General features: G+C 41.8%; 12 protein-coding genes. 3 read left to right on the top strand and 9 right to left on the bottom strand.

Annotated features, from left to right (window positions below):
* Window positions 1-85: 85 nt before the first annotated feature.
* Window positions 86-298: a hypothetical protein gene (locus V7K60_RS06625; RefSeq protein WP_334923969.1), complete on the top strand. Its 213-nt coding sequence runs from the start codon at window positions 86-88 to the stop codon at window positions 296-298.
* A gap of 206 nt (window positions 299-504) precedes the next feature.
* Here V7K60_RS06625 and V7K60_RS06620 read toward each other — a convergent pair whose 3' ends face one another.
* Window positions 505-2,778: a glycoside hydrolase family 65 protein gene (locus tag V7K60_RS06620; RefSeq protein ID WP_334923968.1), complete on the bottom strand. Its 2,274-nt coding sequence runs from the start codon at window positions 2,776-2,778 to the stop codon at window positions 505-507.
* 667 nt (window positions 2,779-3,445) lie between these two features.
* On the opposite strand from V7K60_RS06620, the gene V7K60_RS06615 reads away from it, so the two are divergent.
* Window positions 3,446-6,097: a sensor histidine kinase gene (locus tag V7K60_RS06615; RefSeq protein WP_334923966.1), complete on the top strand. Its 2,652-nt coding sequence runs from the start codon at window positions 3,446-3,448 to the stop codon at window positions 6,095-6,097.
* Between the two features lie 105 nt (window positions 6,098-6,202).
* Here the strand turns inward: V7K60_RS06615 and V7K60_RS06610 are convergent, their stop codons facing one another.
* On the bottom strand, window positions 6,203-6,352 hold the full coding sequence (locus V7K60_RS06610; RefSeq protein WP_334923964.1) for a hypothetical protein: 150 nt from the start codon (window positions 6,350-6,352) through the stop codon (window positions 6,203-6,205).
* A 154-nt stretch (window positions 6,353-6,506) separates the two neighbouring features.
* Between V7K60_RS06610 and V7K60_RS06605 the strand changes: the two genes are divergently transcribed.
* The gene (locus tag V7K60_RS06605; protein WP_334923963.1) at window positions 6,507-7,724 is read left to right on the top strand and encodes a glycosyltransferase family A protein; all 1,218 of its coding nucleotides are present in this window, start codon (window positions 6,507-6,509) and stop codon (window positions 7,722-7,724) included.
* Between the two features lie 304 nt (window positions 7,725-8,028).
* On the opposite strand, the gene V7K60_RS06600 is transcribed toward V7K60_RS06605, so the two are convergent.
* The 7 genes from V7K60_RS06600 to V7K60_RS06570 all read right to left on the bottom strand — a co-directional run.
* Complete coding sequence (locus V7K60_RS06600) at window positions 8,029-8,619, bottom strand: class I SAM-dependent DNA methyltransferase (protein WP_334923962.1); 591 nt, start codon at window positions 8,617-8,619, stop codon at window positions 8,029-8,031.
* The gene (locus V7K60_RS06595) at window positions 8,616-9,365 is read right to left on the bottom strand and encodes a PIG-L deacetylase family protein (protein WP_334923961.1); all 750 of its coding nucleotides are present in this window, start codon (window positions 9,363-9,365) and stop codon (window positions 8,616-8,618) included. Before V7K60_RS06595 ends, V7K60_RS06600 begins: the two co-directional genes overlap by 4 nt.
* Window positions 9,355-10,509 carry an acyl-CoA dehydrogenase family protein gene (locus V7K60_RS06590; RefSeq protein WP_334923960.1) on the bottom strand — a complete coding sequence of 385 codons (1,155 nt, stop codon included), beginning with the start codon at window positions 10,507-10,509 and terminating at the stop codon, window positions 9,355-9,357. Before V7K60_RS06590 ends, V7K60_RS06595 begins: the two co-directional genes overlap by 11 nt.
* 527 nt (window positions 10,510-11,036) lie before the next feature.
* Window positions 11,037-11,741 carry a helix-hairpin-helix domain-containing protein gene (locus V7K60_RS06585; RefSeq protein WP_334923958.1) on the bottom strand — a complete coding sequence of 235 codons (705 nt, stop codon included), beginning with the start codon at window positions 11,739-11,741 and terminating at the stop codon, window positions 11,037-11,039.
* 21 nt (window positions 11,742-11,762) lie between these two features.
* On the bottom strand, window positions 11,763-12,104 hold the full coding sequence (locus tag V7K60_RS06580; protein WP_334923956.1) for an NINE protein: 342 nt from the start codon (window positions 12,102-12,104) through the stop codon (window positions 11,763-11,765).
* 675 nt (window positions 12,105-12,779) lie between these two features.
* Window positions 12,780-13,175, bottom strand: coding sequence for a hypothetical protein (locus tag V7K60_RS06575; protein WP_334923955.1), 396 nt, complete (start codon window positions 13,173-13,175; stop codon window positions 12,780-12,782).
* A 258-nt stretch (window positions 13,176-13,433) separates the two neighbouring features.
* Window positions 13,434-14,004, bottom strand: a 571-nt coding sequence (locus V7K60_RS06570) for a tetratricopeptide repeat protein (RefSeq protein WP_334923953.1), incomplete at its 5' end; no start/stop codon positions are given.

The raw sequence follows: 14,004 nt of genomic DNA, 5'->3' as shown, positions 1-14,004 counted from the left end.
ATATTTAAATGTGTCGCTATATTGATCCGTTTCGGCATAGTTCATAGATGCACTCTTGACTTTTATCATAAGCGATTATGCGAACATGATATTACCGCCATTGTTGGATGCGGCTGAAGCCGAAGGACTTACGATTATTTGGATACCGTTGAGTTTTAGCAGCTACGAGGAAACAGAAATTGAAAAGTATCAGTCAGCGCACCCTCCGAATCAACCTTTAGACAGTCTGAACTCAGCACAAGAGAATAAAGCTTGGGTGGATATTTGTAAGAAGATAAAAACAGCACTCCTTCGGTAAAAGAACCTCTCCCTGCCTTGAACTAAAGTTTAAGTTTCTCTGGGAGTTGGAGAGGGACGGTTTTGCGTAGTAAAACCAGGGAGAGGTTTCTTTTGTAAAAGCGATCGCTGCGCCAACGTCTTCTCTACGAGACGCTGCGCGAACGACGATCGCAGGTAAACTTTTAGCTATCGGTTAAAACTTCATCCAAGTCGAAGATAACCTCACTAAGTTTTCGAGCGTGTATCTGCCAAGGTGGGAACTTTAACTTCTGTTTCAGATCCTAAGTCAAAGTCATACCACTCGTTACGCCATTGCAGGCGAAACTTCAAACGCGTCCAGTTAGGTGGTAGGTTGGGACAGGCAACGGGGCCAAATTGAGTCATCCGAATGCCGCCAAACCCGAAAACTACTGCTTGCCATACTCCTCCAGCACTGGCGGCGTGAATTCCTTCGGCAGCGTTACGCCTCACATCCTCTAAGTCTACCAAGGCCGATCGCAGAAAGTGTATATAGGCTTCAGTTGGTTGATTGAGGTCGCAAGCTAAGATAGCGTTAATGGCTGGGCCTAGTGAAGAACCATAACTGTGGTCGGTGCGTTGATTGTAATAGTCCCAGTTGGTGGCGAGGGTGTTATAGTCGTAGCGATCGCGCAATAAATACAAGAGCATCAATACATCTGGCTGCTTGAGAATCTGCTTTTGGTTTGTGGCTTCAATTCCCAACAAACTTTGCAGAGATTTGTTACGCGGTTCGTAATCAGCGAGGTTAACATCTTCTAGCTGTAAAAAGCCTTCAAATTGCTCAATTAAACCCGTTTGAGCATCTTCATTGACAAATAGACGCTCTTGGATTTCCGCCCAATGGTGCAGACGCTCTGTGGTTAAGTTGAGTTTTTGCTCCAATTGGGCTGAGGTTTCAGGATAAGCTTGTTTGAGCCAATCCCACAGTCGCAAAGCTGACTGCAAATGCCACTGTACCATAAGATTGGTGAAGGCATTATTATCGACGCGATCGTGATTTTCATCCGGGCCAATTACATCTAGGATGTCATAGCTGTGGCGCTCTTGGTTCCACTGCACCCGGCTTTCCCAGAAAACAGCCGTATCAAGAATAATTTCCGCACCATAATCCCGCATCCAGTCATCATCGTTGGTAGTCTGCCAGTAGTACAAAATTGCATAAGCGATATCTGCGGTGATATGCACTTCAATGTCACCGCACCAGATGCGGATTAATTCACCGTTGGGTGCAGGTACCCAGCGCGGAGTCACTTCATCGCCAGTAGTGGCACTTTCCCATGCAAACATCGCCCCTTGATAACCGGCTTCTTGAGCTTTGCGTCTCGCTCCTGGTAGGGTGTGGTAGCGGTAGGTGAGCAAGTTACGCGCTAGGGCTGGTTGAGTTAAGGTGAGGAAGGGCAGGATGAATATTTCTGTATCCCAAAAGATATGTCCGCTATAGGCAAAACCAGAGAGGGTTTTGGGAGGAATGCTCACACGGTTGTCGTGACGCGGTGTCACCGCTAGTAATTGGAAGAGATTGTAACGGACGCTCAGTTGAGCCAAGCGATCGCCTTCTATAATAATGTCACTGTCTTGCCACACTTGCTCCCATGCAGCAATGTGAGCTGCCAATAGGGTAGTATATCTGGGTTCATCAGCGAGTCTTTGTAAGGCGGCGGCAATGGGGATTTCTGTCTCTCGTGAAGTAAACAAGGTGACAATTTTTTCTAGAATTACCATTTTTCCGGGATATAACTTTAAGGTAGTTGTCAAAATGGGAGAACTAGAAGCATTTTCGACGCTCACGGGTGCAGTCTCGTCACCATCTACCACTAACTTCGCTGCCATGCCAAGTTGAATATTTGAGTAGAGAGTTGTACTGTTTAACCAGAGAATCTGATCTATGGCACCTTGGTTTAAGGTTCGCCAATGTTTGACGCCTTGGGTATCTGGTTCGCTATTAAATCCGGCTTCGACGGTAATTTCACCCTCAAAGTCTACGGATGTAATTTGAGCACGAATCGCCAAAACGTGTTGGTCTGCTAAACTGGTGAAACGCTCGAAGTGAAAATCTAGGGTATGACCGCTAGGACTACGCCATCGCACATCACGGCTAACTAAACCTAAGCGTAAATCGAGCCGACGTTCGTAGTTGAGAATCTCACCACTATCCATACTAAAGCGTTCGTGTAGCGTCTCCGTAGGAGATTCGCCTGCTACTTTTATCACCAATGGCAGCCAGTTGGGACAGTTTACCAATTCGGTATGAGCAATTGTCACATCATCATAAACACCGTGGATGAGTGTGGCTGGAAAATCTTGGGAATACCCTTCCTCAAATGTACCCCGCACTCCTAACAACCCATTACCAAGAGTAAAGACAGTTTCTTTGTGATGTAACTGCATCGGGTTAAACTCCGTTTCAATAACGTTCCAGTCAGTATTGTCAATTAATTGCTGATTTTGCTGAGAATCGTGAGTGGATACGTTGAGCATGAGTGATAAAACCTATGTCTTGGGGGTGGCTGTGGGCAGGATGCAGTAAAATTAGGAGGCAATCTTTAAATGATTAACTCCTTTTTTTTAGCGCCTAGACTAGAAGATAGTCTGAACGCCAAAAAACATGCTTCTGATAAGATTAACGTTTCAAATTTCATCTGTCTACAGTTAGATTTTTTCAAAAATGCCAGTTATAACTCATAAATCTTAATTAGCTACGAATTGATTCAGCTTTTCATCAATTTCTTTCATATTTACAAGAGGAGGCAGGAGGCGAGGCAGTGTTTCGACTATGCTCAACAACCAGGCAGTGTTTCGACTACGCTCAACAACCAAGCAGTGTTTCGACTACGCTCAACAACCAGGTAAGAGGTAAGAGGTAGGAGGTAGAAACTCTTTATATCTGATGCATGAGTCTTGCATTTTGTACCTCACTTAAAAAGCAAACTGCTGTAAATGATAAATATTTAACCAGACGCGATATCATATCGTCATATTTTGGTTGGTAAAATTTACGGGTGCAGTTAAGTAACGTTTTGTTCTTTTACCAGAAGTGGTATATTGGCACTTGACCCGACCGAGTACAAACTATGCATAAGCCCACAGGACAGCAAACTAGAGGTGTTGTACTCAGTACTACAGGACAGGAAGGGGAAGTGGGCAGATGAACAAAAATACCGGGCAAAGTAATGTTTTTTCCCTGTTTAAAGGCGTACCTCTAAGTAGGATTTTGGTAGCGTTGTTTTTGCTGCAAATCTTGCTAGCTGTGGGATTGACTGCATACTTATCAATCCGCAACGGGCAAAAGGCAGTTAATGAGGTAGCTAGCGAATTACGTCATGAAGTTGCCAATCGAGTCGAGCAGAATTTACAAACTTATTTGGCAACTGGGCGTCAGGTACTACGCAGTAATCAAAATGTGATTAACATGGGGTTGCTGAAGATAGAAAATCTGGCAACCTGGGAGTCATATTTAATAGAGCAGTTAAAGATTTTTCCAGATGCGCTGGCAATAACTGCAAGCAATGAGCAAGAATATCTAGCGGTAGAGAAGTTGAATGATCGCCAATTTTTACTCAGAAAAGCTGATAAGTCAACTGGGTACGACCTCTACACCTACATAATTGACTCTCAAGGTGAACGTACTCAATTACCAGAAGTGATTAAAAACTATGATGCGCGATCGCGTCCTGATTATCAAACAGCAGTTACCGCCAAAAAATTCAGCTTTAGTCAGATTTTTACACCCCGCACAGAACCAACACTCCTGATTAGTGCTTCTCTTCCCATCTATAACTCCCAAGGTGAATTACTCGGAGTCAACAGCACTCTCACTCACTTATCACAAATTGGAGATTTGCTGCAAAACATTAAAGTTGGTAAGTCTGGGCAAATTTTTATTATCGAGCGATCGGGGCTATTAGTTGCAAGTTCTACAACCGAAGAACCATTCCGCTTCCAAAATGGTAAACCCATTAGGTTGGCAGCTTCCCAAAGCGGGAATTCTTTGACTCAAGCAACCGCTAAATACTTAAAAACTAAATTTAATAACTTTGACCAAATTCAAAGTTTACAGCAACTAGATTTTCCCTTTGACGGCAAACGGCAATTTTTAGAAGTTAGACCGTTACAGGGCGAACCAAATGTCAACTGGTTGATTATTGTGGCTGTCCCAGAGCCAGACTTTATGGGAAAACTTAATCGCAACATTCAAACTACGATTTTTCTCTGTTTAGGAGCGTTGGGACTAGCTATTATATTGGGTATTGTCACCGCCCGGTGGGTTACTGTGCCAATTTTGCACTTCAGCAGGGCGACAAAAGATTTAACTGATTTTACCAACGGTGAAAACTTAGTGGTGAAAGTACAGGGCATTCAAGAACTAGAGGTGCTGGATGGATCTTTTAATGAGATGGCGCAAGATTTACGCAAAACCTTTACTGCACTGATTAGCAAAAATAAGGATTTAGAACTGCAAGTTAAGCAGCGAACTCAAGAATTACAGCAAGAGATTCAAGAACGCATTAACAGTGAGCAAAAGCTGGGACAGTATCATCAAGTACTCACAGAACTGGCAAATCACAAAGCAGTTTTTGAAGGAAATTTAGAAACAGCATTCAAAGCGATCGCAGAAAAAGTAGCCAATGCCTTACAAGTAGAGCGAGTGAGTGTGTGGTTATTTAATAGCGATCGCACCAAACTACAATGCATAAGTCTCTATGAACGTAGCAATCAGAGGCATTCGGCAGGTTTAGAACGCAATCTTACAGATTATTTAATCTACTTTAAAGCCCTGGTGGTTTCTGGTACCATTGCTGTTTCTGACACTCGCACCGATCCACGAGTACAAGAATTATGGGATAAATTGCTCGAACCAAATAATATTGTCTCCCTAATTGATACCAGTCTTTGGGTTGGGGGCAAAATGGTGGGAACAGTATTATCTGAACAGGTTGATATTCCTCGGAAATGGGAGCTGAGTGAGCAAAACTTCATTAGCTCAATTGCGGAAATTGTCGCCCTAACTTTAGAAGTATGCGATCGCAAACGCGCAGAATCCGCTCTACATGAGGCTAAAGAAATCGCCGAAGTTGCAAATCGTGCTAGAAGCACCTTTTTAGGAAATATCAACCACGATCTGAGGACTCCTTTAAACTCAATTTTGGGAATCACAGATGCACTCAAAGATCAAGTGTACGGCCCTATAAGTGAAGAACAGCGCCAGTCCCTAAATATACTCGAATCTAGCGGTAAAAACTTACTAGAATTAATTAACCAAATCCTTGACCTTACTGACACCGAATCCAGCAAAATCGAACTGCAACTAGCTGCTACTCCGATTCAGGGAATATGTGACTTCTGCTTGAGTTTTGTCAAACATTTAGCCTTCCAGAAAAATATCTGGCTAAGGGCACAAATACCTGAAGAACTCGAACCCATCCAAGTCGATGAACGCCGCATTCGCCAAGTATTTATTAACTTGTTGACTAACGCGATTAAGTTTACTAAAGAAGGAGGCGAAGTTTGGATTGAAGTCCAGCCAAGTTCTACCAATGAATATATCTTTTTTAGCGTGGTAGATACAGGTATTGGAATGCTTTCTGATGACCTTTTCAAATTATTTCAACCTTTTGTGCAAGTTGAAAATGCTTCTACTCCTCGTTCTCCAGGCACGGGTTTAGGATTGGTGATGGTGCAAAAAATTGTCGAGTTGCACGGTGGGACTGTCCACGCTGAAAGTCAGTTAGGTAAAGGTAGTCGATTTACAGTCAAACTTCCTTGGAAAAAGGCGGGAGAATGGGGAGTTAGGGACTGACAAATAAAAAATAATTAATCGCAAAGTGAGCTGTTGTTAAGCATGGCAAGAAAATATCTGAATAGTCGTCTTGGATGCAGGAATTGAGTAATTTCATTTTTGGACTTACTTGAGAATTAATATTAATTCAAATGTACTCAGAATCTGCTTTTCGAGTAACTCTGTTGTAAATGGACTCATCTGCGATGGCGTACCCGCCCTTTCCGGTGGCGATCGCAAATGAACGCTTTTGTCAGCCCAAAAGTATTGACCCAAACCTTTATAATTTCCTCAAACTCCAAAAGTTTTCGATCTACCTACTGTAGGTAGATTCCAAGTAAATCAAAGAACATTCAAAATAGTATTACAAATACTAATAATTCCCGATTGTAGATGAATATCCTGTGTCGCTGTTCCTGGAGATGGAAAAATGGTTTTTATGGAAAGTAAGCACTTACTCCTCGTTGCTGACTTTCCATCTGTACAACTTGATAAAGACTCTTCTCAAACTTTAGTCCAAGTACCGCCTTCACCGCATTGTGAAGTTTGTGTAATTGTTCCAGTTTGCAATGAAGCTCAGACATTGGTAGCAACCCTTACTGCCTTGATACATCAAGTTGATCTAGAAGGACAGCTTTTAGATCCCAAACGCTACGAAATAATTTTGTTGGCAAATAATTGTAGCGATGATTCAGCAGCTATAGCCCGGAGTTTCGCGGGGCAACATCCAGATATAGCACTGCATGTAGTTGAAAAAACTCTGCCACCTGCACAAGCCTATATTGGTCGAGTGCGGCAGATTTTGATGGATGAAGCATACCGCCGTTTGTCTAGTTTAGGACGTACAAGGGGGGTAATTGCTTCAACTGATGGAGACTCGCAAGTAAGCCCAACTTGGATTGCTGCCAACCTGTACGAAATTAACTGTGGTGCTGATGCTGTCGGTGGGCGAATTCTCACTGAGGGTGCTGGTCGTGCGGCTTTAGACCCTTACGCTAGAGCTTGCTTTCTGCGTGAAGTGGGCTACCGCTATTTAATTAGCGAATTAGAAACTTATCTCGATCCCGACCCCGATGACGGCTTTCCCCGCCACTATCAACACTATGGAGCAAGTTTGGCAGTAACAGCAGAAATGTATGCACTGGCAGGAGGCTTACCGCCAGTGCGGACTCCTGAAGATGTGGCTTTTTACCGTGCTTTGCTACGGGTAAATGCCCGTTTCCGCCACAGTTTGTTAGTGCGGGTAGTAACTTCGGCAAGACAAATCGGACGTACTAATGTTGGTTTAGCAAATCAACTGAATGAATGGAGAGAAATGGGAGAGCAACAGCAACCATTTGTAGTCGAGCCAGCAGCGGCTATCGAAACTCGTTTTGTTGCACGTCGCCAATTACGACTGATGTGGTGGTGCGCTCTCAATGGCTATCAGCCATGTTATCCCAGTGTCACGTCCTTAGCAGAGATGCTGGGAGTTTCAGCCCAATGGCTTGTCGAGAAATTAACGCAACCTTATTCCTTTGGTCAGTTGTTTGAACTAGTCGAAGAACGCCAGCAAGAAGAACAAACTTGGGCTTCGCGCTGGAAATACGTGGATATTAAACAAGCAATTGGGGATTTGCGCTTGCGTCTTGAGAGTTTGCGTCAGTAATTGCTAAGGGGAAGCGTTACCCTAAAGTAGGGCAACGCTTCCAAATAAAAAATATCCTATTGCTTTTTAGGCAGGGGAATAGGTAGCAGAGAGCAGGGGGAGGAAAAGTCCTCTTAATTCGATAAATTGGATAATTTATTTTTTGGAGTTCGCCTACAGTAACGCTTAGGGAGATCCAATTCAGACTTGTGTATACACTGTAGCTTAAAAAGGGGGAACCGGAATCAAAGTCTCCCAATTTATCAGGAGATTTAGAGGGATCTAAAACTTTTGATCCCGACAAGAGGACTTTTCAAACATCTTCTCAAACTCGCTCGAATAAATCAAGTCGATATTCTTCCTCACGTTGACCTTTTAAATGCCGCAATTTATTCGGGGTCAACTCAAAAAACGAGTCATGAACTTCATCTCCACTCAATGGATAATCACGAGCATAGAGTGTCCAATGAACTAAAAGTAGATGTCCTCCAGGTTCTAGGTGTTCTAAAATGTACTGTTGCGATTTTTTCAGGTCTTCCCAGCTCCAGTAATAGCCAACTTCTGAGACTAGAGTCAAATCAAACATCTCATCAGGATATTGCTCTGGGACACGCAGAATCTGGAACTTAACATTGGAGAGATGCTGACAGCGCTCTATTGCTTTAGCCTGTGCCAGTTTTGATACATCAACTGAGAGGAGTGAGTCACAACGCTGTTGCAGTTTCTCAGTTAAAACGCCAATGGAACCACCGATTTCAAAAGCAGACCGATAGCGCTCTTTTGGTAAAGCTGCGATCGTGGCAGCATATTTGTTAGCTTCGTATTCGCTTGTCTCAAATCTCCACGGGTCGAGGTTTTCGCTGTAGAGTTTATCGAAGTAGCTGGGTGGTAAAGAGTCGGATTGTAACGGGTTCATAGGTTTTCCTCTATATAAACTTCCCAAGGATGAATAAAGTTGGCTAACATTTCGGGAGTCAGGCGAAAGCCTTCTGGATCATCGTCAATTAAGTCTGTAATTTGAGAACGATAAGCAGCGATCGCTTGTTGTTTCAACTCCACTACCGTGCTAATATCCAATCGCCAGGTTGTCACCTCAAGAGATGCTGGTAGACTCCCCCGTTGCTCCCAGTCCCAATCCCAAATAGGATATTCAATCAATCGGGGGGATAGGCGCAAATCATCCAGCGCTGTGTGAATTAACTTCCACGTTGCTTGGTGGTCAGCGTGAGGGTCATATCGCCACGGTAAAAAGATAATTTCTGGGGCGATTTCTGTGATGTAAGTACGACAACTTGCTACTGTACTTTGATATTGTGTTGTAATTGACCCATCTTGCATTCTCCAAAAGGTGACAGCATTTTGCTCTACACCTAGCAATTTCATTGCTGATAGCGTTTCCACTTCCCGTAATTCCCGAAGTTTATCTGCGGGATATTTCTGAGAACGAGGGTGTGAAAGTGTACCATCACTGATGACTAAAACTTGCAGATGACAATTTAAAGACCGTAACAGCGCGATCGCACCCCCACAACCTAATGTCTCATCATCAGGATGAGGCGCGACGATTAGTGCCGAACTACAAGTGATGTCGTTAATTGAACGCCAAGGCAAAACACTCGGATTGCTTAGTGGTAATCCAATCAAGCCAGATTTATTCATCATTCCAAAGTAAATCAGCAGGATTATTTTCACCCAGGACATACTGCCCTACATTTGCCAAGGATGCATCAAAAGCAGGTTGACGCAGATACAGAGTCAAATCTCGGATGATGCGTTCCATCGGATTTGGTGGCATTAAGCCACGAGTCCCAACTGAACGTTCGCACAACTGCATTACATCAATGCAAATTTGTTCAATTGCTGTCCTCACCATGTTTGCATAGGCAACGAGTTGGTCTGCTTGCGGCTGGGTAACTGTGGGATAGCCACCAAATATAGGTGCATACGCTGCTACCTTATCCGCAGCCCCTCGCAGCCAGAGATTACCACTTTCAATAGCGATCGCCATTCTGCCCAGCCGTTCTTTTTGATATGGATCATTTGTATATTCCAAGTCCTGGAGATACTGGCGAGTCAGGTTAAACAGTGCTTCTGCCCCACCTAGTTGCACAGCAGCAAACCGAATTACCCCAACAGACAACCAGGGCTGTCGATAGTAATCTCCTGGCTGTCCAATTAAAGCGCTCTGATCCAACTCTACACCGCTAAAATCCACTTTATAACTAGCAGTAGCTCGCATCCCAGAAGGTTGCCACCAAGCTGGGTCACTAACTGTTGTCACTTCGTCCATTGGCACAATGCATATTTGCCAACCGCCATCTGGCAATACTCCATTAACGAAAGGACGTTCAACATAGCCTGCGCCAGTACAAAACGTTTTAGAACCTTCTAACCGATAACGCCCATTTTCACAAGGAATTACCTTAACACCATCAGATGCTTCGGCATTCCAAACGCCAAATATTTTGTGATCCTCACGGGCATCACGAGCATAGCTTGTGATTTGTTCTCCAGTACCAAAGGTCTGAATCAGTTGCAGAGCGTTGATATGTCCTTCATAAATTCGCCCAACTGCTAGATTGCCATGCCCTATATGTTTTAATAGTATTAGAAGCTCGTGGGTAACATTAGCATCAATTCCTGCACCCCATCCGCCTAATTCTTTGGTCAATGGTGCAGCCAACAACCCAGCCTTAGCAATTAACTCAAACTCCTGCTTCGGAAAAGCACCATTGTAATCTATTACACTGGCATTATTTATACAATAATCAGCAATTTCTGTGGCACGTTTGAGATCCAGAGTCATGTTGGAATCATGCCATTTAGGAATGACGACATTCTGTGGTAGTTGGATGCTAATAACCGACTCCTTTGTATAATCTTTATTTATGCATTGTTGATAATAATCAAATTAAGTCGTTTAATACCTCTATCTTTTGTGTGATTATATACTCAATAAAAAGGAGGAAAATTTAAATAACGAACTTTTTACTTATTCACAACTGATACAACGCCTCAACGGCGTCCTGACGCTAGGACGTTGGTTGAACGTGGGTATATTTATCAACCGAATACAAGACAAGGTAATAAATTTATCAACATTGGTCATCTTTACTCGCTACTCTCAATTCTACCAAAGAAAGAGATTGATATTAACGCAGCTTAGACAGTTCCCTTGTAAAATCAGGTTCAAAGGCAACGAAGTAAGTACAGATCGTGATTAGAAAGGGACAGAAATCAAGCCGCAGTTATCAAGTTATGTGAAGAGGAATCATTAAGTATTTGAGTTCGGCTCCTTGATAAAATTTTCACCCTTTTTTCTGACGAGTTGTACTAAGCTATATGACGATAAGTAGTAAAAGGTAATCCAGTGCGCTGCTTCACATCAATCAATGATTTATACTCACCTCGTTGCTGCCTTTCGGCCACAATTTGTTCTGCGATCGCTCCATCCAATCCACAGGTAATCAATTCATCAGTTGAATATATGTTTAATCGTTTCCAAGAAAAATCAGCTTCTTTTTTGTAGTTGTAGCTAAAAGTAATCAGTGGTGTAATTCGAGTTACTTGCTTTTCAGGAATTCCGGCTATTTCGATTAACTCTTCTACATGAGTGAAAACATATCCCTCATTCATTAGGGATTCGATATTATTTGCATAAACTATCGGTAGCCCTAAATAATTAACTAGTTCATGTTTTGAGCATTCATTAATATCTACTTTTTCACGAGTATTCGCAACTAACTTTGCTAACTCTTGTTCTTCGGGAATTGGTAAATTCTTCGGATAGGTTTTGACTAAATAAGATTTTTTGAGATAAAAAGCAACACCAATTTGAGCCATCCAGATTGCAAAGGCGAAAGTGTTTGCCGATAAGGCTAAAGCTAAAGTAGAGATGCTAATCCCGATGACAATCCAAGTTTTAGTCTTAGATTTATAACCTGCATAGACAATAGCAAATCCCCCCAATGTCGGAATTAATGATAACCACACCCAAGCAGGAGTTTGTTGAAACCAAGATTTAGATTGTGACATCATAAATCGACTGATAATTTTAATTTACAAAGATTTCAAAAGCTTTTGGCGCTTTTCTTCATACTCTTCTGCGGTAATTATCCCAGAATCAAAAAGGTTTTTTAAGTCAGCTAAGGCACTGGTTGCATCTTTAGCAGAGACTGCTCCACCTGCACTTGCTATACTGTGATTATATTTTGTATTGAATTCGGTATCTGACATTAAAACTAGAACGAAGAACTCAACAAAGGCTATTAAAGATGGAATACAAGTCCAGAAAAATAATAAGTACAAAATACCTGCTACATTTTCTCCTAAATAAAATTTGTGAATTCCCAGCCACCCGCCAAAAAAGCAAAGTATAATTGCTGTAGATTTAGTCTTCATGGTATTTACTTCTTTAATTAACTCTCAGAAATGTCTATTAGCATATAATACAAACAAAATTTTTGACCTTTTTTGATTATTTATCTGGTTTACTAGCAAAGCTTGTTGTCAAAAAATAAATAATGATTATACATAGTTGAGATTCCATTAAGACTAAATATCCTTTAACTACGTAGTTTAAATCTAGATTGGAATTTAAATAAAAAATCAGAGAACCAATTGCTAGATATGGAACTAAACGCAACTGATGAAGTTTAAGTTTGAGTTTTTGGTTATTCAAGTTGCTCATCAGTAGATAAAGTTATATTGAGCAATAATTGCTGATAAACAATCAAGCGGTTATTACAAATTTGTTTGGTTTAACAAATAGTGACTGTTATTTAAAGCTAATCTTAGTTAATTTCTATCTGTTAAGCCTCACGAATTTTACCGACTTTACTTATAGTTACATCAATAGAGTTACGTAAAGTTTCTGATGACTAAAGTAAAATGCACAGCAGAAAAAATCACTTAAGTTTTGCCTTCTTTGCTGTTTTAGACAACAGAACAATGTAAAATTCAAGCATGACAGCAATTAGCAGTTCTTGTTCTAGTTTGCATAACTCCTGTTCGTGCCTAAAAACCTGCTAAAAACAGGCTTTGTTTCAATAGTGCAGACTTAAGTCAGAAGCGCTTTTATGCAGTTTTAGCATCCTTAGTAGTTACTTCCTCTGAAGTTGATCTCAAGCGTGTTGCTGTGCTTTTACGGATGCGATCGCTTTTGCGAACACCACCCGCCATCTGATATTCATGGCTGTCTTTACCGTACTTAAAGGCAACTCCCAAGAGCATTTTTTCAGTTAGATCGCTTAAAGTTCTATCCAATTCGTCCATCTCAGTTTTAGAAGAGTCAATCACAGCTAGAGCAGTATTATAAGCATCTATCTTGGTACGGTATTGCTCAATTAGTTGTATCATGCTTTCTAAGTTGCGCCCATCCCCAAAATTTATAGTAGGATCGATGGCTTTAAGTCCCGCTGTTCTGAATTCAGCTTTTTCGAGAACGCGGTATGTACGTTTTTGACGAGACATAAATGTATCCTTTTTATCTGCTTTAGAGCTAGTTTGCCTTACTAAAGCTGGATCTTAGTTCAGTAAAACCCTCAATAATTAGTATTTAATATAACGAATAATTCAGTATTTAACGCAAAAATCATGATTTTGTGAATGAAACTCGTGATTTTGTGAATGAAACTCGTGATTTTGTGAATGAAACTCACGATTTTGTGAATGAAACTCACGATTTTGTGAATGAAAACCATGATTTTGTGAGTGAAAACCATGATTTTATTAATGAAAACCATGATTTTCTTGGATTTCTTGGAGTTTAGCTGTCGCATCTTCTACAAAGATTTGATAGGGAATATCTCTAGCAAGCTCAATAGCGCGATTGAGCGCATCTACAGCCTCTTTTTGCCGTCCCAGTTTTAAGAGAATTTCAGATGTGAAGTAAATCAAATTACGACTTTGGCTATACTTGTCACCAATTTGGGTATACAGTTCTAACGCTGCCTGACAATACTCTAAACCCAAAGTTAAATTTTCTTGTAAAATGCCGATTGCTATTAATGTATTAGCTTCACCCAAGCGAGAACCTGTGTCGCGGTAGAATGCCAATGCTGCTTCGTAGCGCTCTAAGGCTTCAGTGCTGCGTTTGAGGAACTGCAAGACATCGCCGATAGCTCTTAATGTATTAGCTTCACCCAAGCGAGAACCTGTGTCGCGGTAGAATGCCAATGCAGCTTGGTAGCGCTCTAAGGCTTCGCTGCGTCGGTCTAGGAACTGCAAGACATCGCCGATTGCTATTAATGTATTAGCTTCACCCAAGCGAGAACCTGTGTCGCGGTAGAATGCCAATGCT

The sequence above is a fragment of the Nostoc sp. genome, from assembly GCF_036917555.1.
In the GTDB taxonomy this organism is placed as follows: Bacteria; Cyanobacteriota; Cyanobacteriia; order Cyanobacteriales; family Nostocaceae; genus Nostoc.
Note: the sequence above shows the minus strand (reverse complement) of the source record. Positions and strands in the feature narration are given on the sequence as shown.

Excerpts from the sequence above, each read along its gene's own strand:
- V7K60_RS06585 (WP_334923958.1), bottom strand. The coding sequence starts at position 11,741 with ATGATGTCACAATCTAAATCTTGGTTTCAACAAACTCCTGCTTGGGTG.
- V7K60_RS06605 (WP_334923963.1), top strand. The coding sequence starts at position 6,507 with ATGGTTTTTATGGAAAGTAAGCACTTACTCCTCGTTGCTGACTTTCCA.
- V7K60_RS06625 (WP_334923969.1), top strand. The coding sequence starts at position 86 with ATGATATTACCGCCATTGTTGGATGCGGCTGAAGCCGAAGGACTTACG.
- V7K60_RS06590 (WP_334923960.1), bottom strand. The coding sequence starts at position 10,509 with ATGACTCTGGATCTCAAACGTGCCACAGAAATTGCTGATTATTGTATA.
- V7K60_RS06595 (WP_334923961.1), bottom strand. The coding sequence starts at position 9,365 with ATGATGAATAAATCTGGCTTGATTGGATTACCACTAAGCAATCCGAGT.
- V7K60_RS06620 (WP_334923968.1), bottom strand. The coding sequence starts at position 2,778 with ATGCTCAACGTATCCACTCACGATTCTCAGCAAAATCAGCAATTAATT.
- V7K60_RS06575 (WP_334923955.1), bottom strand. The coding sequence starts at position 13,175 with ATGTCTCGTCAAAAACGTACATACCGCGTTCTCGAAAAAGCTGAATTC.
- V7K60_RS06580 (WP_334923956.1), bottom strand. The coding sequence starts at position 12,104 with ATGAAGACTAAATCTACAGCAATTATACTTTGCTTTTTTGGCGGGTGG.
- V7K60_RS06600 (WP_334923962.1), bottom strand. The coding sequence starts at position 8,619 with ATGAACCCGTTACAATCCGACTCTTTACCACCCAGCTACTTCGATAAA.
- V7K60_RS06615 (WP_334923966.1), top strand. The coding sequence starts at position 3,446 with ATGAACAAAAATACCGGGCAAAGTAATGTTTTTTCCCTGTTTAAAGGC.